Below are 23,232 nucleotides of genomic sequence, written 5' to 3' on the forward strand. Positions count from 1 at the left end.
TTCGTGTTTGTTTTAAAGGAATGTTAATTAGAGGTTTTTTTAATACTTTCATCGGATTTAGTTGTGAATAAATTCTTATTATTCATTATATTGCAACATTATGATTTCTAGTAATTTATAATATTAATTTAAACATATCTGTATGAAAAAATTAGCATTTTTAGTTTTTCCGTTAGTATTGCTTAGTTGTAGTAAAAACGATGAAGAAGGAAGTAAAGAACGCAGCGGTTATTTAGTAGACAGCCCGGTTGAAAATTTAGGGTACCGAACAGCAACCCATTCCGGTAGAACCGACGCACAAGGGAAATATCTTTTTGAAGAAGGAGAAACCGTTACCTTTTTTATCTGTGATTTGGAATTTCCACCCGTACCGGCTTCCGGATACGTAACGCCGTTTGATATGGCAGGAACAACTGATATCACCAATAGTACGGTTATCAATATTGCCACTTTTTTACAGACTTTAGATCAGGACGGAAATGCTGATAATGGTATTTTTATTCCGGAAATTTTGCACAATTGCAGTAACAATATTGTTTCACCCGTAAACTTTGGAAGCTCAGTGTCAGCTTTTGCTGCAAATCCAGACGTAACTAACATGGTGGAGAATTCTGGCTCTCAAAATACAGAATTATTAGACCCAAGTGCTTGTGTGGACCATTTGCTGGAGCACGTATATGCCTCAGCCAAATATTTTGAAGTATATGGAACTCAGGCTGGTAGTTTTAATTTGCAAAATAAAGGTACCCTTATTGGAACATCAGCTTCGACACCAGGAATCTTAACCGGTGGGCATTTGGTTTTTCAATTTAATGTTTCTGGTTATCAGCGTTTTGTCCTTTATGTGCCTTCAACCTCTCAAAAAATTTATTTGGACGCAGTTCTTTTCGATGATTCCCATTGGTTGAACAGTTGGGATCATATAGAGTTAGAACATCGAACATATAATTTTAACCCTAGTAATCCAAGTTGTGCATGGAATAGCCCGTCAACCACATGTCCATATGGTGGAGCTTATTATGATGGTTTTGTCGAAGAAGATGAAGACAACATTACAATTAACAGTACTGAAGGAGTGGAATCCTATTATGGGTATTCAACTAGAAAAGCTGAAGCAGGCGGTACATCATTTGGAAATTATCCTTTAGCCAGTTACATGAAGCTTTATATCAAGCTGTAGTTTCACCAAATTACTTTGTATAAAACAAATTATGGTCGATGTAGTCCCAAACTTTAGCGGGCAACATCGGCCTTATGTTTTTATGGTTTTTGAGGCTTTCGCGGATGAAAGTAGACGATAATTCCAAAATCGGAGCACCAACCCTGTAAATTTTAGGATGGTTGATAAACTGCGCGTCAATTTCCCCAGAAGCCACTCTCGGATACACATAAACACTATGATTTTGCAGAATTACTTCGTAGTTTTTCCACTTGTGCAGTGAATTCAGGTTGTCTTCGCCCATGATAAGCGCAAATTCATACGAAGGATATTTTTCCTGCAAATGCGCTAAGGTATTAACCGTATAATTCGGTTGCGGTAGTTTGAATTCAATATCGGACGGTTTGATTTTTGGATAATCTTCCGCGGCCAGATGCACCATGTGCAAACGGTGGTAATCGTCCAATAACGAAGTTTTTTGTTTGTGCGGATTGTGCGGCGTAACGACCATCCAAATTTGATCCAAATCGGAATGCTCTGCCATGTGGTTGGCGATAATTAAGTGCCCAATGTGAATGGGGTTGAAGGTTCCGAAATAGAGTCCGATTTTCATTAGTTGTTTATAAAATCTTTCACCAATTGATAGGCTTCTTCTTTGGCAATATCCAAATCGTAATTTTTGATAATCGTGTCAAATTGCGGTGCTGTAGCCAATTCCACGTGGGCTTTGGCAATACGCATATTGATTTTGTCTTCGCTTTCGGTAGAGCGCTCTTTTAAGCGGCGTTTCAATTCATCCACACTCGGCGGTTTAACAAAAACGGCTAAAGTTTCTTCCGGAAATTTGGATTTGATACGCAAACCACCGGCTACGTCAATATCGAAAATTACGTTTTTGCCTAAGGCCCAAATGCGTTCCACTTCGCTTTTTAAAGTGCCGTAGAAATTGTCGCGGTACACTTCTTCCCATTCCACAAAATCTTCCGCTTTGATGTGTTTTTTGAAGTCTTCAATCGACATGAAATAGTAGTCTTTTCCACTTACTTCTTCCCCGCGTGGTGCCCGAGTAGCAGCTGAAATGGAGAACTCCAGGTTTAAATTTTCTTTTCCTAATAAATGGCGAACTATAGTGGTTTTTCCCGAACCGGATGGCGCCGAGAATACGATTAATTTTCCTTTTTTCATGGTGTAAGCTTTTAGCTGTCAGCAATTAGCTTTTAGCTAGGTTGTGTGTTTGTATTTTTTAGAACCGATTATAAAACGTTCAAAACCTGTTCTTTGATTTTCTCCAATTCGTCTTTCATCTGAACGACCAATTTCTGCATTCCTGCATGATTCGATTTAGAACCCATCGTGTTGATTTCACGCCCCATTTCCTGTGTGATGAACCCAAGTTTTCTACCGTTGGCTTCGCTTCCGTTTAAAGTTTCCAGAAAGTAATCCAAATGGTTGGTTAGACGCACTTTTTCTTCGGTGATGTCTAGTTTTTCCAAATAGTAGATTAATTCCTGCTCGAAACGATTTTCGTCAACGTTCACTTTCAGTTCGTCAATAGCGGTTTGCAATTTGTTTTTGATGTTGGCGATGCGTTCCGGATCCAATTCCAACGCTTGATTCATGTACGAACGAATGTTAGCAATGCGCAGCTGAAATTCTTTTTCCAACGAAGCACCTTCATCATTACGGAACTGATTGATATTCTGCAGCGCTTCCGCAATGGTTTTCTGAATTTGTTTCCACTCCGTTTCGTCGATTTCGTCGCGTTCCGTTTTTAACGAATCCGGCATGCGAACGGCCATTTTCATTAATTCGGTTTCGTCCGCTGATGGTAAAATGGCACGCATTTGAGCGATGTAGCCTTTTACGATTGGCGCGTTTACTTTCGATGAGGTTTCTTCTCCGGTGATTTCCACATACAACGAAAAATCTACTTTACCGCGTTCCAGGCTTTGGGAAATCTGATTACGCAGTCCCAATTCCATTTCACGATATACCGAAGGCATGCGAACGTTCAGGTCTAAGCCTTTGCTGTTTAAGGATTTAACTTCTACGGTGATTTTTTTGGTGGGCAGTTGCAATGTGGCTTTTCCGAAGCCGGTCATCGATTGTATCATACGCTTTTAACTAGGTTTCAAAGATAAGGAAAAGAAATTAGTTTGCAGTCGCAGTCGCAGTTTTCAGATTTATTGTTCTTCTGAAACCGATTCTTGTGGTTTATTGCTTTTCTTTTGGGTTACCAAATACACTCCGATGAAAATCAAAATTGCCGAACCGATTTTTACCCAACTCAAGGAATCTTTCCCCAAGCCGATGGCAAAAATAGAGGCGAAAAGCGGTTGCAGGTAAATGAAAACGGCTACGGTGGTCGGTTTGAGCTCGCGCATCGATAATAAATTCAGTAAATAGGTCAAAAAGGTGGAAACTACTACGACAAAGCCAATTTTTAAATATGCCGATGTCGGAACTAATCCCCAATCGACAGCCTGAAATTTACCCCAACCAAACGGAATCACCATCAAAAATCCGAAAAGGTAAATCCATTTCACAAACGATAAGGCGTTGTATTTGTCCATCAGTTTCTTCACCAAAATCAGGTAGAAGCCATAGGAAACCGCATTGACGAAAACCAGTAAATTTCCTAAACTGGCGTTGGGCGCGTTCACCATCGATTTTCCGTATAAAATCAAAGTCATGGTTCCGGCCAAGCCTAATAAAATACCAAGAATTTTTCGGTTTTCCATCCTTTCTTTCATGATGATGGCGGATAAAACCAGTACAATCATTGGCGTGGTTACCATTAAAACGGCTCCCATAATCGGGGAAGTATAGCTTAATCCTTTGAAGAATGTCAGCATGTTGAAAGCCACGCCAAAAAAAGCAGCAGCTAATATTCGCGGGAAATCTTTACGTTCAATTTTTTCGGTTTTAACAAACAAAGTACACAACCAAAAAAGCAACATCGAGCCACCAACCCGTAGAAAAATAAAACCAAAAGCGTCAATGTATTTTGGCATTACGTCTTTGGCAATGGTAAACGTGACTCCGTAAATGATCGCAACCAGCCAGGCGGCAATCAGGGCATAAGTTCTGGCCTTCATTTAGCTTAAAAATTCGATGGCAGCCTGAACGGTTTTCGCGCTGTTGCCAACAAATATTTTTCCGTCAGCGATGATTACCGGGCGCGATAAAAAAGTATAGTGTTCCAAAATGTAGCGTTTGAAATCGGCTTCGGTTAGTTTTTCGTCTTTAAGTCTCATTTCTTTGTACAATGTGGCTCTTTTACTGAAAAGTGCCTCATACGAACCGGCCATTTTTGCCATTTCATCTACTTGTTTTACGGTCATCGGCTCGGTTTTGATGTCCTGTAATTCGAAAGAATCCAAATTGGGTAACGATTTCAAAATGCGCTGACACGTACTGCAGGTTTTTAAAAAATATATTTTCCTCATGGTGGTTTCGGTTTGTTTGGATGCAAAAATACGCTTTTCGTTAAAATAGTTTTAATTTCAATTGAGCAGAAATTTTTCAATGCAATTTCTAAGTACATTTGATACAAATTATTAAAATATGAGTACTTTTTCTAAAGAAATATCAATTCGCTGGTCCGACTTAGATCCGAATTTTCACATGCGACACAGTGCATTTTACGATTTTGGCGCACAACACCGTATCGAAGTATTGTCGCAAAACGGTTTAACCATGCGTGTGATGCAGGAGCAGCATTTCGGACCGGTTTTGTTTCGCGAAGAATGTGTGTTTCGCAAAGAAATTCATTTGGGAAATAAGATTTTCATCCATACCAAAATCGGAAAGATGAAAGCCGACGCTTCCCGTTGGACCATTGTTCACGAACTGAAAAATGAAAAGGACGAATTGTGCGCTATCATTAGTGTGGACGGTGCTTGGATGGACACCCAGTTGCGAAAATTGTGCAATCCGACGCCGCAAATTGTGCAGGATGTGATGAACGCCTTTCCGAAAACAGAAGATTTTACACTACTTTAAAACAATAAAAAATATGCAAGTTTCCTTTGACATCAACCAATCCAGCAGAAACATACTGCTGAAATTTTTAGACAATTATTCCACAGAGCAATTAAACAAAATTCCGGAAGGTTACAGCAACAACCTGATTTGGAACATTGGTCATATTGTGGTTGTACAACAAATGTTAGTGTACAATTTATCGGGATTGCCAATGATGGTTTCTGCCGAAATGGTCGAGAAATACAAAAAAGGGACAAAACCAGAAGCGACTATTTCAGAAGAAGAAATCGCTCAAATCAAGAGTTTGCTTTTTTCGACTTTGGAACAAACCAAAAAAGATTTTTCGGAAGGGAACTTTAAAAATTATAGCGCTTTTACGACCATGACGGGTTTTAATATCCGCAATGCACAGGAAGCGATGGAGTTTAACAATTATCACGAAGGTGTGCATACTGGAATTATGATGCGTATCAGTAAGTTTTTGTAATCGTGAAATAAGCCGTAATTTTACCCTTTAAAATTTAAACTATGAAATTCAATACCAAAGTAATACATGGTGGACAACATCATGAAAAGGTGACTGGAGCGGTAATGCCTCCGGTATTTCAAACATCGACTTTTGCTCAGGTTTCTCCGGGGCAACCTGTTGGAGAATACGAATATAGTAGAGCAGCGAATCCGACGCGTCAGGCTTTAGAAGATGCGTTGGCGTCTATCGAAAACGGCGCGCGCGGTTTAGCATTTGCTTCCGGATTAGCGGCAACCGATTGTTTGTTGCGTATGTTCAAAGCAGGTGACGAAATCATCGCGATGGACGATTTATACGGTGGAACCTATCGTTTGTTTACCCGTTTGTACAAAGACAGCGGCATCAAATTCCATTTTGTAGATATGAACGATTTGGAAGGTTTTCAGAAGTTGATTAACGCGAACACGAAACTGGTTTGGGTTGAAACCCCGACGAATCCATTGATGAAATTGGCCGATATTGCCGATATTGCTAAAATCACCAAAAAACATAACATTCTGTTTGCGGTTGACAATACGTTTGCGACACCTTATTTACAAAAACCATTGGATTTGGGTGCGGATATCGTAATGCATTCCGCAACTAAATATTTAGGCGGCCACAGTGATGTCATTGCCGGCGCTTTGGTGATTAAAGATAAAGCATTAGGCGATGAACTGCACTTCAAACAATTCGCGACCGGTGGAACATTAGGGCCAATGGATAGCTTTTTAGTGTTACGAGGAATCAAAACACTTCATTTGCGTGTACAACGTCATTGTGAAAATGGTGCGAAAGTAGCCGATTTTTTGAATAACCATCCAAAAGTGGATAAAGTATATTATCCGGGATTAGAAAGCCATCCGTTTCATGAAATTGCTAAAAAGCAAATGGCCGGTTTTGGCGGAATGGTAACTTTTACCTTTAAATCCGGAGCTAAAGCGGATGCTATTCAGTTTTTAGAAAAAGTGAAAGTGTTTACATTGGCAGAATCTTTGGGCGGAGTAGAATCTTTGGCAAACCATCCTGCGTTGATGACTCATGCTTCCATTCCGGAAGACAAGCGCAAAGAAATTGGAATCACTGATGATTTGGTTCGTTTGAGTGTAGGTGTGGAAGATGCCGATGATTTGATTGAAGATTTAAAACAAGCATTAGCATAAAAAGAAAAACCCGAGCAGTGCTCGGGTTTTTTTATATCTATGTATTAGATTAATCTAAGTAATAAATGTAACCGAAGTTTAACCAAACTAACCAGTCGTTAGCTTTGTTTTCAGGGAAAAGATGCTCGTCAGGATTTAATCCGTCAACCCAGTTAGAGAAATAGTACTGCCAACGAACGTCAACCATCAAGTCAGACAATTCGGTTAATTTGTAGCGAGTACCTACCGATGCAACTACCGACCAAGTACTACCACTGTCATTGGATGTTGCACCAATATATTTCGTTGGTAATACACCAGGTTGGTCAAGTCTGCCTAATTTAGAATATGTTTCTGGTCTAAAGAAAGAATAATGCGCACCCAAACTTACAAAAGGGCCGAAAGATCCTTCAGTAGCAGTAAATTCACGGATACTCAATGGGTAATATTCCAATTGCATACCTAAATCGGTAACAGAGGCTTCTCCACGCATGGCTCTTAATTGTTGAGCTGTCGGACCTTGTTTTTTATCATCTACCCATTTACCGAAATGTTGTAAATTGGTTTTGTTATAAGATAACTCCGTTCTTAACTTAAAGTGATCGTTAAAATACGTTTCAGGAGTGTAACAGTTACATTCCGCTCTGTATGAGAAATTTAGATAGTGAATAAGCCCTATCCCGTAACCAATATTTCCGATATTGGTTTCTGTGTCTTGACGAACACCGTAATCAGACATAAACATTACCGGACCGGCAATAGCACCAACCTCATGAGAAAAACCAAATTGGGCTCTGGTAATACTGCTGCTGCCAATTAAAGTCAATAAAAGCAATAAAAGTTTTTTGGGCATCTTCAATTCTATTTAGGTCATTATCGGACAAATATATAAAAACATACTTCACTTTAAAAAAAAAAGAAAAAAAATACGTGTTATAAAAAAATTAAATTTCTTGTTTAAAATAAATCACTTATAAAAGAGTTATCTGATTTTAAAGGTTTTCTAGGGTTTTCATTATATATTTGTAAAAACGATTCTTAAGAATGAAAAAGAGTTTATTTTTTTGTTTGTTTCTCTTTTCAAGTGTATTGATTCATGCACAGCAACAACAGCTATGGAAGAGTTATTTTTCTTATACTGCCATAAAAGATCTTTCACCAAGAACAGATAAAGTTTACGCTGCAGCTGAAAATGTATTGTTTTCAAAAAACTTAAATTCAGAGGAAATTAAAACAACTACGTCTGTCGATGGATTCAAAGCTGCAACGATAACAGCCATGCATCACAGCGAAGCTTTCAATAAGACTTTGGTTGGGAATAGTAACGGATTGTTAATAGTTATCAACGAAACAGACGGAACCATAATTAATGTTGTAGACATCGTAAACAAACAGACTATTCCACAAAACAAAAAAAGAATTAATGATATTTATGAGCATGATGGTAAGGTTTATTTGTCGTGTGATTACGGAATAAGTGTTTTTGATTTATCCAATAATCAGTTTGGAGATACTTATTTTATTGGACCCGCTGGAGAAGAGGTTGTGGTGTATCAAACCACAGTTCTTAATAATTATATTTATGCCGTGACATCCATTTATGGTATCCGAAGAGCAGAGTTGTCCAATCCTTTTTTAGTGGATTTTAGTCAATGGACAGTTTTTGATGCAGGATATTGGAGCGGAATCGAGACTTTTCAAAACGAGTTGGTTGCGTCCAATTCGAGTGCGATTGTTTATCGTTACAATGGAACATCATTTAATCAATTGATAAATGTAGGTCAATCAATAGTTGACTTAGAAGCCTTTAATGATAGATTAAGTATAACGAGTAATAATCATGTCTATGTTTATGACAATAGTTTTATGCAACTGGCTCATATTACACAAATACCTGATATTTCTTCTAATTTTTCTTGTGCAACAGTAATTGGCAATCAAATTTTTATTGGAACTATAAATAAAGGACTGCATATTGTGAGTGCCGATAATATTTCAGCATTTGAAAATATAACGCCCAACGGACCGTACTTGAATGACATTGTGAGCGTTAAAAAGAATCCAAACAAGTTGTGGGCCGTTTATGGGGATTATACACAAGAATACGATCCGTATCCTTTAGATGAATATGATATAAGTCATTATACCGAAGAGACAGGTTGGTCTGACATATCCTATTCAAACCTTTATGGTGCTAAATCACTTTCTAGAATAGCATTGCATCCTACGAATCAGAATTTGATTTATGCCAGTTCCTTTTTTTCAGGATTGTTAAAAATTGAAGGTCAAGACAATGATAATATTACTCTTTTTAATCAGTCTAATACAGGGCCAAATGGATTGGAATCTTTAACTTTTGTTGGTCCTGATTATATTGATGTAAGGGTTAACGGTCCTGCTTTTGATCGTAACAACAACCTTTGGATGACAGTCAGCAGAGTTAATAGAGCTATCAAAGTATTGAAGTCTGATGGCAATTGGCAATCCTACTCTTTAGAAAACATAACTGCTGTGCCTATTGATGACAGCTATGCATCGTTAGTTGTCGATAAAAACAATACGAAATGGATTCCATCTTTTAAAAATGGTTTAATTGCTTTCAACGAAAATTTAGGAAACAAATTCATTTTGTTTAAAGAAGGTGAAGGCAATGGAAATCTCCCTGTTAACGATGTTCGCTGTCTGGCAATCGATAACCGCAACCAATTATGGATAGGAACTTTCGACGGCTTGCGCATCATTCCAAGTGTTGATAGATTTTTAAATGAAGACAGCTTAGAGTCCAATTCGATTATCATTATGGAAGATGGCTTGGCGCAGGAGTTGTTTTATCAGCAAAGTATCTGGGATATTGCCGTAGATGGTTCCAATCGCAAGTGGGTTGCCATAGCCGAAGCGGGAGCCTTTTTACTTTCGCCAAACGGGCAGGAAACCATTTACCATTTTACGATGGAAAACTCTCCGTTACCAAGTAACAACATCAATGATATCGAAATTGACGAAGTTACCGGTGAAGTTTTCTTTGCGACTGATAAAGGAATGGTTTCCTTTAAAGGTGTAGCAACCAAGCCGGCTGACGACTTGGCTAATGTTTACGTTTATCCAAATCCAGTTCGTCCGGGTTATAATGGAACCGTAAAAATTAGTGGACTGATTTCCGATGCCAACATCAAGATTACCGATATCGAAGGAAATTTGGTTTACGAAACCACTTCAGAAGGCGGAACCATCGAATGGGATACGCGCGCTTTTGGAAAACATAAAGTGGCATCAGGCGTTTACATGATTTTCATCGCTTCGGAAGACGGAACCGAAACTGCCGTTAAAAAAGTAATGGTAGTTCGCTAATGCTCGTTAAGACCAAAGCGATTGTTTTAAGTGCGCTGAAATATCAGGAAAAATCACTGATAGTGAAGTGTTTTACCAAATCCGACGGACTCAAATCCTATTTTGTACCGAGTGCTTTTTCCTCTAGAAAATCCAATCAGAAAATTGCGTATTTCCAACCTTTGTCAATTTTAGAAATAGAAGCCAACAACAAAAACAAAGGAACGTTGGAGTATTTTAAGGAAATTCGGCTGGCGTTTCCGTATCATTCCATCAGTCAAGATGTTGTAAAAAGCACGATTGTTATTTTCTTATCCGAAGTCTTGCATCACAGTATTAAGGAAGAAGAGAAAAATCAGGAATTGTTCACTTTTTTGGAAACGGCTTTGCTTTGGCTCGATACGCATGAAGAAGTGGCTAATTTCCATTTAATTTTGCTGCTAGAAACAAGCAAATTTTTAGGATTTTATCCCGATGTTACTGATGTTGAATTGCCTTTTTTTGAACTGAACGAGGGTGTTTTTTCACAGTTTCACGGGATGAGTTGTCTTTCTGATGTGGAAACTCAATTGTTTAAAAAATTGCTTGTGTTGAAGTTTGATAGTGAGCAAAAGATTTTCAACAAATCAGAACGCAACATTTTACTGAAATCACTACTGGATTATTATACCATTCATTTGCCGGGGTTTAAAAGACCCAAATCCCTCGAAGTACTGAAAGAAATTTTTGTTATATTTGTTACAATCGGTTTTATCTGCATCTAAAACAGTAGATTAAAATCGGGATGTTCTTCTGTTGCCATACAAGTTGTATGTATTGCTATTGTTCTGATTAACCTTAAATCCAAATGCGTATGATGAAAAGAGTACTTTATTTGTTGTTGGTTACCACGAGTGCTTTTGCACAGCTTACAGATCCTAACCCGAGCGACGATTGGGCGATTAGCCAAGTCGGTCCGAACAATTTACTGAACAATCCGTATACGATACTTTACGGCCCCGACAATTATCTCTGGATCACCGAACGGTCCAACGGTGAAATCTCCCGTTTTAATCCCACAAGCGGCGCTCAAGATTTATTGGTAGACATTGCATCAGTCTATTCCACGGCTGGACAAGATGGTCTAATGGGGATGATTCTGCATCCACAATTGGGGCAAGGCGTCGGAAACGATTTCGTCTATGTGGCTTATACGTATAACAGCAGTGGCCGAAAACTTCGAATTTCAAGATTCAACTATTCTATTACCGCAAACAACGGAACGTTAAGCAGCGAAACCACTTTGCTACAAGGAATTCCGGCGAGCAACGATCATAATTCCGGCAGGTTGATTATTGGTCCTGATTTGAAATTGTATTATTCTGTTGGCGATCAGGGGAACAACCAGTTTGCCAACGCCTGTGCCGAAATCAAAGCACAATATTTGCCAACTTCTGCCTCCGATTACACCAATTATCAGGGAAAAATTCTTCGGATTAATTTAGATGGTTCGGTTCCCGCTGACAATCCTTCGTTAAATGGCGTGATCAGTCATGTGTATTCTTACGGACACCGCAATGCACAAGGTTTGGTTTTTAGCAGTAACGGAAAATTATACGCTTCGGAACACGGTCCGAAATCCGATGACGAGCTAAATGTAATTGAAAGTGGAAAAAATTATGGATGGCCACATATTGCAGGCTATAATGATAATATGGCGTATTCGTATTGCAATTGGTCAACAGCATCTCCTTGTAATTCCGGAAGTTTTTCCGATCACAATTGCCCGGCTAGCGTTACACCGGCATTAGAATCCAGTTGGGCCGTTCCTTCGAATTTTTCGCCACCAATCGCTACTTGGGGAACGGTGGATAATAGTTACGATTTCCAATCCGGTTGTGGTTTTGTATGTTGGCCAACGGTTGCGCCTTCCGGCATGCGAATTTATGAGCATAACTTAATCCCGGGCTGGGGTACTTCGGTGATGAGTACAACCTTGAAACGAGGAAGAATCTATCGAGCGAGTTTGGCTACTGACGGAAACTCGATTTTACCAATTTCCAATCCAGAACCTGACGGAACCAACGACGATTTTGAAGAATTGTGGTACACCCAAAACCGCTACCGCGACATTGCTATTGCGCCGGATGGAATAACGTTTTACATCATTACGGACAGCAGCGGGAATACTTCCGGGCCTTCTAACAACAATTCCATCGCGATTGCCAATCCGGGAATCATCATGAAAGTACAATTTACAGGGACTACGTTGCCGGTTTCAGAAGTGGGTTTTTCGGATGCTTTTACATTGTTTCCGAACCAGACAAAAAGCAATTTTACCATTAGTGTACCAACCAGCAGTCAATCGCTTTTAAGTTTAAAGGTGTTGGATATGAACGGAAGAGTTGTGAAAACCATTTCTAAACCGACGTTAAACCAAACGGTTTCGGTGGAAAATCTTACTGCAGGCGTGTATTTGGTTAAAGTCGAAGCATCTGGCGGAAGAATTCAATCTAAAAAACTGATAATCAATTAGAAGTTCACTTTTTCGTAGCAGCATAGCATTTTACTAAAACATTGTGTTTGTGCGTATTTTGTCATAGTATTAACGTAGAATTACGCAAAATTCCGTACTTTCGCGCATTGATTTTAGAAAACGACAAAATGAGTATGAAATTCACTGAATACAAAGGACTTGATTTGCCAACCGTGGCTTCTGAAGTGCTTGATTTCTGGAAAAAAAACAATGTCTTTGAACAATCCGTAACGTCCCGTGAGGGCGCGACTCCGTATGTGTTTTTTGAAGGGCCACCTTCTGCTAACGGTTTACCGGGTATTCACCACGTGATGGCGCGTGCGATTAAAGATATTTTTTGTCGTTACAAAACTCAAAAAGGATTCCAAGTTAAGCGTAAAGCAGGTTGGGATACTCATGGATTACCTGTAGAATTAGGCACCGAAAAAGAATTAGGCATCACCAAAGAAGATATCGGAACCAAAATTTCCGTGACCGAATACAACGAAGCGTGTAAAAGAACCGTTATGCGCTACACCGACGTGTGGAACGACCTAACCGAAAAAATGGGCTATTGGGTAGATATGGAAGATCCGTATGTAACCTACAAATCCAAATACATGGAATCGGTTTGGTGGTTGTTGAAACAGATTTACAACAAAGATTTGCTATACAAAGGTTACACGATTCAGCCGTATTCGCCAAAAGCAGGAACGGGTTTGTCGTCGCACGAAGTGAATCAGCCAGGTTCGTACCGAGATGTTACTGATACGACGATTGTAGCACAGTTTAAAGCCAAAGAAGAAACATTGCCGAGCTTTTTACAAGGTTTTGGAACAATTCATTTTTTAGCTTGGACGACTACGCCTTGGACGTTGCCTTCTAATACCGCTTTAACGGTCGGACCAAAAATCGATTATGCTTTAGTAAAAACCTTCAATCAGTATACTTTCGAGCCAATCAATGTGATTCTTGCTAAACCGTTAGTTGGAAAACAATTTGTCGGAAAATATTTTGTAGCTGAATCGGAAGATGATTTTACGAATTACAAATCTGATGATAAAAAGATTCCATACCAAGTCCTAACCGAAGCAAAAGGAGCCGATTTAGTAGGAATTAAATATGAACAATTATTGCCTTGGGCTTTACCGTACCAAACGCCAGAAAATGCTTTCCGAGTAATTTCAGGAGATTTCGTTACTACGGAAGATGGAACCGGTATCGTGCACACTGCACCAACTTTCGGAGCTGATGATGCTAAAGTAGCCAAAGAAGCTACGCCAGAAGTTCCGCCAATGTTAGTGTTGGACGAAAACGGAAATCCTGTTCCTTTAGTGGATTTACAAGGAAAATTCGTTGCACAATTAGGTGATTTCGGAGGCAAATACGTGAAAAACGAATACTACAACGACGGTGAAGCGCCGGAGAAATCAGTAGACGTTGAAATCGCGATTTTATTAAAAGAAGAAAACAAAGCCTTTAAGGTTGAGAAATATGTCCACAGTTATCCACATTGCTGGAGAACCGACAAGCCGATTTTATACTACCCGTTAGATTCTTGGTTCATCAAGGTGACGGAAGTAAAAGACCGCATGTTCGATTTGAACGAAACTATCAACTGGAAGCCAAAAGCAACCGGAGAAGGTCGTTTCGGAAATTGGCTGAAAAATGCCAACGACTGGAATTTATCGCGTTCGCGTTATTGGGGAATTCCGTTGCCATTATGGAGAAACGATGAAGGAACTGAAACGGTTTGTATCGGTTCGGTGGAAGAATTGTACAACGAAATTGAAAATGCGATTACCGCTGGTTTCATGACCGAAAATCCGTTCAAAGGTTTCGTAATCGGCAACATGGACGAGTCGAACTATGATTTAGTGGATTTACACAAAAATGTAGTTGATAACATCGTTTTAGTATCGGCTTCAGGAAAACCAATGAAACGTGAGACAGATTTGATCGATGTTTGGTTTGATTCAGGAGCGATGCCTTATGCACAATGGCACTATCCGTTTGAAAATAAAGACTTGATTGATGGTCATAAATCGTTCCCTGCGGACTTCATCGCAGAAGGAGTAGACCAGACTCGCGGTTGGTTCTATACGTTGCACGCTATCGGAACTTTAGTTTTCGACCAAGTGGCGTATAAAAACGTAGTTTCCAATGGTTTGGTGCTAGACAAAAATGGACAGAAAATGTCCAAACGTCTAGGAAATGCAGTAGATCCGTTCGAAACCTTAAAAGAATACGGTCCGGATGCGACGCGTTGGTACATGATTGCCAATGCGAATCCTTGGGACAACTTGAAATTTGACATCGAAGGTGTGGCAGAAGTTCGTCGTAAATTCTTCGGAACTTTATATAATACCTATTCGTTCTTTGCGTTATATGCCAACATTGACGGATTTACATACAGTGAAGCCGAAGTGCCGCTTAACGAAAGACCGGAAATCGACCGTTGGATTTTATCGGAATTACATACCTTAATTCAAACCGTTGATGAAGCTTATGCAGAATATGAACCGACCAAAGCAGCCAGAGCCATTTCCGATTTTGTACAGGAGAATTTGAGTAACTGGTACGTGCGTTTGTGCCGTCGCAGATTCTGGAAAGGCGAGTACGGAACGGACAAGATTGCGGCCTATCAGACGTTGTATACGTGTTTAGAAACGGTTGCGAAATTATCGGCACCGATTGCTCCGTTCTTCATGGATCGCTTGTATAAAGACTTGAATGCCGCGACAAATAAGGAAAGTTTTGAAAGTATTCACTTGGCGAAATTCCCGCAATTTGTTCACAATTTTGTTGATAAATCGCTGGAAAGCAAAATGTTGAAGGCGCAAACGGTTTCGTCACTAGTTTTATCACTTCGTAAAAAGGAGATGATTAAGGTACGTCAACCACTGCAAAAGGTAATGATTCCGGTACTTGACGAAGTTCAGCGTGCTGAAATTGAAGCAGTGTCCGACCTTATCAAAGCTGAGGTAAACGTAAAAGAAGTAGAGTTGTTAGACGACGCTTCAGGAGTATTGGTTAAACAAATTAAACCGAATTTTAAAACTTTGGGACCCCGCTTCGGTAAAGACATGGGCTTGATTTCCAAAGAGATACAAAACTTCGGTCAGGAACAGATAAATAAATTAGAGCGAGAGGGCGAAATAAGTATTGTTATTTCCGGAAATAGTGTTACTTTAACAACTGAAGATGTGGAGATTTCTTCACAGGATATTGAAGGTTGGTTGGTAGCCAATTCCGGCGGAATAACAGTGGCACTCGACATCACAATAAACGATGCCTTACGCAAAGAAGGAATCGCCAGAGAGTTGGTCAACCGAATTCAGAATATCCGCAAAGATTCAGGTTTTGAAGTAACGGACAAGATTAAAGTGACAATGCAACACGACGGTATCATTCAGGAAGCCGTAAACGATAACGAAGCATACATTAAATCGGAAACCCTAACGGAAGAGCTTGTTTTTACAGACCGTATCGAAAATGGTACGGAAATTGAGTTTGATGACCTAAAAACAAGAATATTAATTTCAAAATGAAGAAATTATGGTGGATGAACAAATAAGATATTCCGACGCGGATTTAGCGGAATTCAAAGAATTGATTCAGAAGAAACTGGAAAAAGCGAAGAATGATTTGGACTTGATAAAAAGTGCTTACCTGAACGACTTGAACAACGGAACCGACGATACGTCGCCAACGTTCAAAGCTTTCGAAGAAGGAAGCGAAACTATGAGTAAAGAAGCCAATTCGCAGCTTGCCATTCGTCAGGAAAAATTCATCCGTGATTTGAAAAATGCGTTAATCCGCATTGAAAACAAAACGTACGGAATTTGTAAAGTGACTGGAAAATTAATCAATAAAGAAAGACTGAAACTGGTTCCGCATGCCACAATGAGCATCGAAGCGAAGAACCTGCAACGTTAATCTTTTCAAAATTTTACTAAACGCTCCATTTGGGGCGTTTTTTATTTTGGGTAAATAGTTTACTTTTGTTCTCAAATTCATAGTAATGTCGTTAAAGAAAGCCTATTTATTGGTCATTCTGATTCTGATTGTCGATCAGATTTCAAAAATATACATCAAAACCAATTTTGAATTGGACGAAGAAGTCTATGTGTTCAATTGGTTCCGCATTCATTTTATTGAAAATTCTGGAATGGCTTGGGGTGCTGAAATTCCTGGAGCTTTCGGAAAATTACTATTGACCAGCTTCCGAATTGTAGCGGTTGGCGGAATTGCGTATTGGTTGTGGGATGCGGTGAAAAAACATTCCTCCAATTACCTGATTGTTGCCGTGGCTTTGATTTTAGCCGGTGCGGTGGGCAATATTTTAGATTCGGTTTTCTACGGAAGAATTTTTAACGACAGTTACGGACAAGTAGCCACTTTATTCAGTAATGAACCTTACGGCCAATGGTTTCACGGAAAAGTAGTAGACATGTTCTATTTTCCGATTATTGAAGATGGGCAGTTTCCTTCTTGGTTTCCAATCTGGGGTGGAGAACGTTTTACGTTTTTCAATGCGATTTTTAACGTAGCCGATGTGGCGATTTCTACCGGAGTGGGAATCCTAATTGTCTTTAACAAAAAAGCCTTTGCAAATAGCAAATAAGTTTATAAAAGAGAAGACCTCATTTTGAGGTCTTTTTTTATTTGTTTTGTCCCGGAGCGTATTTTTTAGCGCTTTTCCCTCCGTATATTTTTTTCGCTTGTCCTGGTGGCAGTTTTTTAGAAGAAGTTGTCGATGTTTTACTAGTAGAGCCGCCTACGCCAACACCTACGCTACCGCTTCTTGATTTACAACTGCTTGCAGACAATACAGACGCAATAAATAAAATGCTCAAGGCAAATTTGTATGATTTAGGGTTTCTCATAGTTTTTGATTTTGGATACACTAAGATACATTAAATTCGTAAATCCCATCAGGAGTTATACAAAAATCAAGTTTTATGTCATGACCATCTATGTCTGAAATCACCGCTTCAGGATTAAAATAGGAAAGCCCAATTTTTATCACATCAGGCTTGCATTCTGCTAAAAAAAGATCGTAAAAACCTTTTCCGTAACCTACGCGATGTCCTTTTTGGTCAAAAGCTAATAAAGGAACAAAAACCACGTCAATTTTAGAGACTGGAACTTCCAAACCATCAACCGGTTCGGGAATGCCATAGTCGTTTTTCTTGATTTTGGTGTTGTCCGTCAGTAGGAAATGCGTCATTTTTCGGCTTTCAAAATCCGCTTTGGCAATCACGATTTCTTTGTCGCGACCGGCTAAAATCTGGAGAATGTATTCCGTGTTGATTTCGCGTTGTTCTTCAATTGGTAAAAACAAATGGAAATAGGTTTTCTCCCAAATGGGAAGTCCTAAGCACAGGTTGGCAATCTCCAAACTGTTGAACTGAATTTCGTCAAACGACAGTTTTTTACGTTCGTTTTTATACTTTATGCGGAGTTCTTTCTTAGTCATGTTCAAGTTCGGTGGAAATATGGTAAATCGCATCGCCCTGATACACAATCGGCGCTTCGTTCACGTTAATGATGTAGCCTGAATTGGGCGCTTTCATCTTATGTTCGATTTTGCCATACGGATCGGAAATGGTGGCGAGCAATTGTCCTTTTTCGACAAAACTACCAATTTTTGTAAAACCGTGAAACATTCCGGAGTAACGCGCGCGAATCCAAGCCGATTTTTCAATGTAAATGCTTTCCTTTTCGGAAGGAACGGCTTTTTTTCTGTTGTTAAGCATGTTTAAATGTTCCAAAACTCTTTTCGCTCCTTCAATACCTTGTTCAGTAATTTCCTGATTGATATCAATCGACTTTCCTCCTTCAAACAACAACATTTTTACCCCTAATTTGTCACAGGAATTTCGGAAGGAACCACTAATATTGTTGGAATACAACGTAAACGGTGCATTGAAAACCGAAGCCAAATCTCGTAATTCATTATTTCCCGGTGCAATCCGAATTTGAGCGGCATTAAAACGCGCGGCACCACCGGCATGAAAATCAATCGCATAATCTACGTGCGGCATGATTTCTTTCAGCAGATAATACGCAAAACGACTGGCTAACGACCCGGTTTTGCTTCCGGGAAAGACCCGGTTCAAGTCGCGACCATCGGGAAATTCTCTAGTTTGGTTTACGAAACCGAATACGTTGATAATCGGAATACAAATAATCGTACCGGTTTTCGGTTTGTTGATTTTCTGCACAATGAGCTGCCGAACAATTTCAATCCCATTAATTTCGTCGCCATGCAATCCTGCCGATAATAAAACCGTTGGTCCGGGAAGTTTGGAACGTTCCACAATTATCGGAATTTTCAGTTTGGTCATGGTGTGGAGTTTGGCAATTTCCATGTTGATGGTTTTGCTTTCTCCGGGAAGAATTTCTTCTTTGAGTATTTTCAGAATGTTATTGCGGTAGTTCATAGTCGGTTAAAACGCTAAAATAGTAATAATTATAAATTATGTGTTAGGAATTAGCAGTTGAATGTGTTTTCGTGTTAGGAATTTGTAACTTTGAAACTAGATACGAATTCAATCCAGACAATGTCACTTTCCGCTTTAGAACTCCAAATCCAAACCTTGCCCGATAATCCGGGTGTGTATCAGTATTACGATAAAGACGGTAAAATTCTGTATGTCGGAAAGGCTAAAAATCTTAAAAAACGCGTTTCGTCTTATTTCAATAAAGTGCATGACAATGCCAAGACGAATGTTTTGGTTCGTAAAATTGTAGCAATTAAACACATTGTTGTTCCCACTGAAACCGATGCCTTGTTGTTGGAAAACAATCTGATAAAAACCTTGCAGCCACGGTACAATGTGTTACTGCGTGACGATAAAACCTATCCTTGGATTTGCATCAAAAACGAGCGTTTTCCACGAATTTTTTCCACCCGAAAAATGATTAAAGACGGTTCGGATTATTTTGGGCCGTATACCAATTTTAAAACGGTGCATACGATTCTGGATTTGGTCAAAGAACTGTATCCGCTAAGAACCTGCAATTACGATTTGAGTAAGGCGAATATCGACAGCGGGAAATTCAAAGTGTGTCTGGAGTATCATATCGGCAATTGCAAAGGACCGTGTGAAGGGCATGAATCGATTACCAATTATGAAAAGCAAGTGCAGGCGATTCGGGAAATTCTGAAGGGAAATTTCAAAGAAAGCTTGAAAGAGTTTAAGAAGTTGATGACCGATTTGGCGCTAGACATGAAGTTCGAAGAAGCCCAGAAAATCAAAGAAAAAATCGAGGTTTTAGAAAACTATCAGGCGAAATCGACTATTCTGAATCCGAAGATTTCCAACATTGATGTGTTTTCAATCGTATCTGATGAAAGTATGGCGTATGTCAATTTCCTGCAGATTTCCCACGGCGCGATTGTGCGTTCGCATACGATGGAACTCAAAAAGAAACTAGAAGAAACCAACGAAGAATTGTTAGAGCTGGCAGTTGTAGAGCTTCGTGAGCGTTTCCATCTGAATTCCAAAGAAATTATCCTGCCGTTTGAACTCGATTTCGGCGACAAAATAAAAGTGACCGTTCCTAAATTAGGCGATAAAAAACAAATTCTCGATTTGTCGGAACGCAACGCGAAATATTACCGTCTGGATCAGTTGAAACAAATAAAAATTGTCGACCCCGACAGGCATACCAACAGAATTATGGCGCAGATGCAAAAAGATTTGCGTTTGTCTGTCGAACCGCGGCATATCGAATGTTTTGACAACTCGAATATTCAGGGAACCAATCCGGTTGCTGCTTGTGTGGTGTTTAAAGACGGCAAACCGAGTAAGAAAGATTACCGTCATTTTAACATCAAAACCGTAGAAGGACCGAATGATTTTGCTTCTATGGAAGAAGTCGTGTACCGACGTTATAAGCGTTTACTTGACGAAAACGAACCGTTGCCACAATTGATTATTATTGACGGTGGAAAAGGGCAGTTATCTTCGGCTTTAAAAAGTTTAGACGATTTAGGTTTGCGCGGAAAAATCGCCATTATCGGTATTGCCAAGCGTTTGGAAGAGATTTATTATCCTGGAGATTCGGTACCGTTGTATTTGGATAAAAAATCCGAAACCTTGAAAACCATTCAGCATTTGCGCAACGAAGCACACCGTTTCGGAATTACATTTCATCGGGACAAACGCAGTAAAGCAGCGATACAGACTTCGATAGAAATGATTCCGGGCATTGGCGAAAAGACGATGATAGCGTTAATCAAACATTTCAAATCCGTTAAAAGATTATCAAAAGCGACCGAAAAAGAAATTTCTGACGTCGTAGGACTTTCAAAAGCCAAAAAAATTGTCGAATTTTACAAGGAAACCAATCCTAAACCATAAAATGAAGAAGCTTTTTCTGCTGATTGTATTTTTTAGCGTAGTTTTTTCTGCCATTGCCCAAGAGACCAAAAAGCCTAAAATCGGTGTGGTTTTAAGCGGTGGTGGTGCGAAAGGGTTGGCGCATATCGGAGTTTTAAAAGTATTGGAAGAAGCCGGAGTCAAAGTCGATTATATCGGTGGAACCAGTATGGGAGCGATTGTTGGCGGTTTGTACGCTTCCGGCTATTCAGCACAGCAGTTGGATTCGATTTTCAGTACTGTCGATTCCGATGCGTTGCTTCAGGATTATATTCCGAGAACTTCGAAAAGTTTCTTTGAAAAACGCAATGATGAGGTTTACGCGATTACGTTGCCTTTCAAAAATTTTAAAGTCGGTGTTCCTACGGCTCTTTCCAAAGGATTGTACAACTATAATTTATTGAGCCGATTGTTGAGTCATGTGCGTTACGAACGCGATTTTAGTCAGTTGCCGATACCTTTTGTGTGTATTGCTACCGATATTGAAACTGGTGAAGAGATTGTCTTGAATAAAGGGATTTTACCGCAAGCCATTATTGCCAGTGGAGCTTTTCCGTCGTTATACACTCCGGTTGAAATTGACGGACGTTTATTGATTGATGGCGGCGTAACCAATAACTATCCGATTGAAGAAGTTCGTAAAATGGGTGCTGATATCATCATTGGTGTCGATGTTCAGGACGGGCTCAAAAATCGCGATAATTTAGGCGGCGCATCTGGTGTTTTGGTGCAGATTACCAATTTCAGCATGATTGAAAAGATGGATGCCAAGCGCGAGCAAACCAATATTTACATCAAACCCGATATAAAGGGTTATTCCGTTATTTCATTCGATCAGGGAAAAGAAATTATTAAAAAAGGAGAAGAATCTGCTTTTGCGGTTTATGAAGAATTGGTCAAATTGGGCAATGGTTCTAGAGAAGTTCGTACGGTTGTTCCAACAACCCTATTGGATACAATTGCCATTGCGGATGTTTCTGTAAATCCGTTGAACAATTTTACTAGAGCTTACGTGTTGGGAAGAATGCGCTTAAAAGTGAATACCAAAGTCACGTATAAAAAATTAACGGAAGGATTAGCCAATCTGAATTCTACCCAAAATTTTAGCGCCATAGGCTATTCGTTTGAGAAAAGAGGAGAAGCCGACAAATTGGTTTTGGATCTTACAGAAAACCCAATTAACCGCTATTTGCGTTTCGGAATTCATTATGATGAATTGTTCAAAAGCGGCGTTTTACTGAATATAACCCAAAAGAAATTGTTTTTTAAAAACGATGTAGCTTCCGCCGATTTGATTTTGGGCGATAACATCCGATACAATTTCAATTACTATTACGACAATGGATTTTACTGGAGTTTTGGCTTTAATTCCCGTTATAGTGAATTCAATAAAAACATAAAAACTGATTTTGCCGACGGAGTAACTCTGACGGATTTGAACATCGAATCCATCAATATGGAATTTTCAGATCTGACGAATCAATTGTACGCGCAAACCATTTTTGCGCAGCGCTTTCTTTTAGGTGCGGGAGTTGAACATAAGTATTTGCGATTAGAGTCTGAAACGCTACAAAACACGACACCGGTTTTGGAAAACAGTTCCTATTTTTCGGTTTACGGATATTTGAAGTTCGATTCTATGGATAAGAAGTATTTCCCTAAAAAAGGATTTAAATTTTACGGAGATTTTAAATCGATACTTCATTCTACCGATTATACCGGAAATTTTGAACCTTTTTCAATTGCCAAAGCCGATGCGGAATTTGTACAAACCTTTTGGAAGAAGTTCAGTTTGAAACTACAAACAGAAGGTGGTTTTTCTATTGGAGAGCGAACGGTTCCGTTTCACGATTTTGTCCTTGGTGGCTATGGGTACAGCATGATTAACAATTTCAGACATTTTTACGGCTACGATTTTTTAAGTCTTTCCGGAGACAGTTATGTGAAAGGAGAAGTCGGTTTGGATTGGGAGTTTTACAAAAAAAACCATGTCAATGTAGCCGCCAACTTTGCGAACATTGGGAATAATATTTTTGAAGGCGATAATTGGATTCCAAAAGCATCATACACCGGTTATGCCATCGGTTATGGAATGGAAACCTTAATCGGTCCAATCGAAATTAAACATAGTTGGTCGCCAGAAACTCACGATCACCACACTTGGTTTAGCGTCGGATATTGGTTTTAAAATTGAAAAATTGCTAAAAAGGCTGCATTTATTT

21 protein-coding genes are annotated in these 23,232 nt (G+C 39.4%); 12 read left to right on the top strand and 9 right to left on the bottom strand.

Annotation, left to right across the window (positions count from 1 at the left end):
- The first annotated feature begins 142 nt into the window (after positions 1–142).
- Positions 143–1,180 carry a hypothetical protein gene (locus RUH60_RS03465; RefSeq protein ID WP_313805465.1) on the top strand — a complete coding sequence of 346 codons (1,038 nt, stop codon included), beginning with the start codon at positions 143–145 and terminating at the stop codon, positions 1,178–1,180.
- 10 nt (positions 1,181–1,190) lie between these two features.
- On the opposite strand, the gene nadD is transcribed toward RUH60_RS03465, so the two are convergent.
- The 5 genes from nadD to RUH60_RS03490 form a co-directional block, all read right to left on the bottom strand.
- A complete protein-coding gene (gene nadD / locus RUH60_RS03470; RefSeq protein ID WP_313805467.1) occupies positions 1,191–1,772 on the bottom strand; it encodes a nicotinate (nicotinamide) nucleotide adenylyltransferase in 582 nt (193 codons plus the stop codon).
- The gene (gmk, locus tag RUH60_RS03475; protein ID WP_313805469.1) at positions 1,772–2,344 is read right to left on the bottom strand and encodes a guanylate kinase; all 573 of its coding nucleotides are present in this window, start codon (positions 2,342–2,344) and stop codon (positions 1,772–1,774) included. The genes nadD and gmk overlap by 1 nt, the downstream gene beginning before the upstream one ends.
- A gap of 68 nt (positions 2,345–2,412) precedes the next feature.
- Complete coding sequence (locus RUH60_RS03480) at positions 2,413–3,273, bottom strand: YicC/YloC family endoribonuclease (RefSeq protein ID WP_313805471.1); 861 nt, start codon at positions 3,271–3,273, stop codon at positions 2,413–2,415.
- Positions 3,274–3,342: 69 nt separating this feature from the next.
- Positions 3,343–4,257 (bottom strand): DMT family transporter, encoded by a 915-nt coding sequence (locus RUH60_RS03485; RefSeq protein ID WP_313805473.1) that lies wholly within the window; start codon positions 4,255–4,257, stop codon positions 3,343–3,345.
- Entirely contained in the window at positions 4,258–4,608 is a 351-nt protein-coding gene (locus tag RUH60_RS03490) for an arsenate reductase family protein (protein ID WP_313805475.1), read from the bottom strand.
- Positions 4,609–4,726: 118 nt separating this feature from the next.
- On the opposite strand from RUH60_RS03490, the gene RUH60_RS03495 reads away from it, so the two are divergent.
- From RUH60_RS03495 to RUH60_RS03505, 3 genes are read left to right on the top strand one after another with little or no spacing between them, the layout of a single operon-like run.
- Entirely contained in the window at positions 4,727–5,164 is a 438-nt protein-coding gene (locus RUH60_RS03495) for an acyl-CoA thioesterase (RefSeq protein ID WP_313805477.1), read from the top strand.
- 13 nt (positions 5,165–5,177) lie between these two features.
- On the top strand, positions 5,178–5,633 hold the full coding sequence (locus RUH60_RS03500; RefSeq protein WP_313805479.1) for a DinB family protein: 456 nt from the start codon (positions 5,178–5,180) through the stop codon (positions 5,631–5,633).
- 41 nt (positions 5,634–5,674) lie between these two features.
- Positions 5,675–6,817 (top strand): cystathionine gamma-synthase, encoded by a 1,143-nt coding sequence (locus RUH60_RS03505; protein WP_313805481.1) that lies wholly within the window; start codon positions 5,675–5,677, stop codon positions 6,815–6,817.
- A 49-nt stretch (positions 6,818–6,866) separates the two neighbouring features.
- Here RUH60_RS03505 and RUH60_RS03510 read toward each other — a convergent pair whose 3' ends face one another.
- Positions 6,867–7,649, bottom strand: coding sequence for a THC0290_0291 family protein (locus RUH60_RS03510; protein WP_313805483.1), 783 nt, complete (start codon positions 7,647–7,649; stop codon positions 6,867–6,869).
- Positions 7,650–7,840: 191 nt separating this feature from the next.
- Between RUH60_RS03510 and RUH60_RS03515 the strand changes: the two genes are divergently transcribed.
- The 6 genes from RUH60_RS03515 to RUH60_RS03540 all read left to right on the top strand — a co-directional run bounded on the left by RUH60_RS03515 (position 7,841) and on the right by RUH60_RS03540 (position 17,244).
- Positions 7,841–10,144: a T9SS type A sorting domain-containing protein gene (locus RUH60_RS03515; RefSeq protein ID WP_313805485.1), complete on the top strand. Its 2,304-nt coding sequence runs from the start codon at positions 7,841–7,843 to the stop codon at positions 10,142–10,144.
- Positions 10,144–10,887: a DNA repair protein RecO gene (gene recO, locus RUH60_RS03520; RefSeq protein WP_313805487.1), complete on the top strand. Its 744-nt coding sequence runs from the start codon at positions 10,144–10,146 to the stop codon at positions 10,885–10,887. Before RUH60_RS03515 ends, recO begins: the two co-directional genes overlap by 1 nt.
- A gap of 89 nt (positions 10,888–10,976) precedes the next feature.
- Entirely contained in the window at positions 10,977–12,638 is a 1,662-nt protein-coding gene (locus RUH60_RS03525; RefSeq protein WP_313805489.1) for a glucose/sorbosone family PQQ-dependent dehydrogenase, read from the top strand.
- Between the two features lie 128 nt (positions 12,639–12,766).
- Positions 12,767–16,168: an isoleucine--tRNA ligase gene (gene ileS, locus RUH60_RS03530; protein WP_313805491.1), complete on the top strand. Its 3,402-nt coding sequence runs from the start codon at positions 12,767–12,769 to the stop codon at positions 16,166–16,168.
- A 7-nt stretch (positions 16,169–16,175) separates the two neighbouring features.
- The gene (locus RUH60_RS03535; protein ID WP_237790972.1) at positions 16,176–16,556 is read left to right on the top strand and encodes a TraR/DksA family transcriptional regulator; all 381 of its coding nucleotides are present in this window, start codon (positions 16,176–16,178) and stop codon (positions 16,554–16,556) included.
- Between the two features lie 85 nt (positions 16,557–16,641).
- Positions 16,642–17,244: a lipoprotein signal peptidase gene (locus RUH60_RS03540; RefSeq protein WP_313805497.1), complete on the top strand. Its 603-nt coding sequence runs from the start codon at positions 16,642–16,644 to the stop codon at positions 17,242–17,244.
- Positions 17,245–17,281: 37 nt separating this feature from the next.
- On the opposite strand, the gene RUH60_RS03545 is transcribed toward RUH60_RS03540, so the two are convergent.
- The 3 genes from RUH60_RS03545 to RUH60_RS03555 are packed head-to-tail and all read right to left on the bottom strand — an operon-like array spanning position 17,282 to position 19,066.
- Complete coding sequence (locus RUH60_RS03545; RefSeq protein ID WP_313805499.1) at positions 17,282–17,506, bottom strand: hypothetical protein; 225 nt, start codon at positions 17,504–17,506, stop codon at positions 17,282–17,284.
- Positions 17,507–17,526: 20 nt separating this feature from the next.
- Entirely contained in the window at positions 17,527–18,099 is a 573-nt protein-coding gene (locus RUH60_RS03550; RefSeq protein WP_313805501.1) for a 5-formyltetrahydrofolate cyclo-ligase, read from the bottom strand.
- Positions 18,092–19,066, bottom strand: a complete 975-nt coding sequence (locus RUH60_RS03555; RefSeq protein WP_313805503.1) for a succinylglutamate desuccinylase/aspartoacylase family protein — start codon at positions 19,064–19,066, stop codon at positions 18,092–18,094. The genes RUH60_RS03550 and RUH60_RS03555 overlap by 8 nt, the downstream gene beginning before the upstream one ends.
- Before the next feature lie 120 nt (positions 19,067–19,186).
- Here RUH60_RS03555 and uvrC point away from each other — a divergent pair, with 120 nt between their 5' ends.
- Positions 19,187–20,992, top strand: coding sequence for an excinuclease ABC subunit UvrC (gene uvrC / locus RUH60_RS03560; RefSeq protein WP_313805505.1), 1,806 nt, complete (start codon positions 19,187–19,189; stop codon positions 20,990–20,992).
- A 1-nt stretch (position 20,993) separates the two neighbouring features.
- The gene (locus tag RUH60_RS03565) at positions 20,994–23,198 is read left to right on the top strand and encodes a patatin-like phospholipase family protein (protein ID WP_313805507.1); all 2,205 of its coding nucleotides are present in this window, start codon (positions 20,994–20,996) and stop codon (positions 23,196–23,198) included.
- Positions 23,199–23,232 lie beyond the last annotated feature (34 nt).

Origin of the sequence: Flavobacterium sp. (assembly GCF_032153895.1) — a bacterium.
Classification (GTDB): domain Bacteria; phylum Bacteroidota; class Bacteroidia; order Flavobacteriales; family Flavobacteriaceae; genus Flavobacterium.

Excerpts from the sequence above, each read along its gene's own strand:
- RUH60_RS03480 (WP_313805471.1), bottom strand. The coding sequence starts at position 3,273 with ATGATACAATCGATGACCGGCTTCGGAAAAGCCACATTGCAACTGCCC.
- RUH60_RS03495 (WP_313805477.1), top strand. The coding sequence starts at position 4,727 with ATGAGTACTTTTTCTAAAGAAATATCAATTCGCTGGTCCGACTTAGAT.
- ileS (WP_313805491.1), top strand. The coding sequence starts at position 12,767 with ATGAGTATGAAATTCACTGAATACAAAGGACTTGATTTGCCAACCGTG.
- RUH60_RS03465 (WP_313805465.1), top strand. The coding sequence starts at position 143 with ATGAAAAAATTAGCATTTTTAGTTTTTCCGTTAGTATTGCTTAGTTGT.
- RUH60_RS03510 (WP_313805483.1), bottom strand. The coding sequence starts at position 7,649 with ATGCCCAAAAAACTTTTATTGCTTTTATTGACTTTAATTGGCAGCAGC.
- RUH60_RS03535 (WP_237790972.1), top strand. The coding sequence starts at position 16,176 with ATGGTGGATGAACAAATAAGATATTCCGACGCGGATTTAGCGGAATTC.
- nadD (WP_313805467.1), bottom strand. The coding sequence starts at position 1,772 with ATGAAAATCGGACTCTATTTCGGAACCTTCAACCCCATTCACATTGGG.
- RUH60_RS03505 (WP_313805481.1), top strand. The coding sequence starts at position 5,675 with ATGAAATTCAATACCAAAGTAATACATGGTGGACAACATCATGAAAAG.
- RUH60_RS03490 (WP_313805475.1), bottom strand. The coding sequence starts at position 4,608 with ATGAGGAAAATATATTTTTTAAAAACCTGCAGTACGTGTCAGCGCATT.
- RUH60_RS03500 (WP_313805479.1), top strand. The coding sequence starts at position 5,178 with ATGCAAGTTTCCTTTGACATCAACCAATCCAGCAGAAACATACTGCTG.
- gmk (WP_313805469.1), bottom strand. The coding sequence starts at position 2,344 with ATGAAAAAAGGAAAATTAATCGTATTCTCGGCGCCATCCGGTTCGGGA.
- RUH60_RS03515 (WP_313805485.1), top strand. The coding sequence starts at position 7,841 with ATGAAAAAGAGTTTATTTTTTTGTTTGTTTCTCTTTTCAAGTGTATTG.
- RUH60_RS03555 (WP_313805503.1), bottom strand. The coding sequence starts at position 19,066 with ATGAACTACCGCAATAACATTCTGAAAATACTCAAAGAAGAAATTCTT.
- uvrC (WP_313805505.1), top strand. The coding sequence starts at position 19,187 with ATGTCACTTTCCGCTTTAGAACTCCAAATCCAAACCTTGCCCGATAAT.
- RUH60_RS03525 (WP_313805489.1), top strand. The coding sequence starts at position 10,977 with ATGATGAAAAGAGTACTTTATTTGTTGTTGGTTACCACGAGTGCTTTT.
- RUH60_RS03550 (WP_313805501.1), bottom strand. The coding sequence starts at position 18,099 with ATGACTAAGAAAGAACTCCGCATAAAGTATAAAAACGAACGTAAAAAA.
- RUH60_RS03565 (WP_313805507.1), top strand. The coding sequence starts at position 20,994 with ATGAAGAAGCTTTTTCTGCTGATTGTATTTTTTAGCGTAGTTTTTTCT.
- RUH60_RS03485 (WP_313805473.1), bottom strand. The coding sequence starts at position 4,257 with ATGAAGGCCAGAACTTATGCCCTGATTGCCGCCTGGCTGGTTGCGATC.
- RUH60_RS03540 (WP_313805497.1), top strand. The coding sequence starts at position 16,642 with ATGTCGTTAAAGAAAGCCTATTTATTGGTCATTCTGATTCTGATTGTC.
- recO (WP_313805487.1), top strand. The coding sequence starts at position 10,144 with ATGCTCGTTAAGACCAAAGCGATTGTTTTAAGTGCGCTGAAATATCAG.
- RUH60_RS03545 (WP_313805499.1), bottom strand. The coding sequence starts at position 17,506 with ATGAGAAACCCTAAATCATACAAATTTGCCTTGAGCATTTTATTTATT.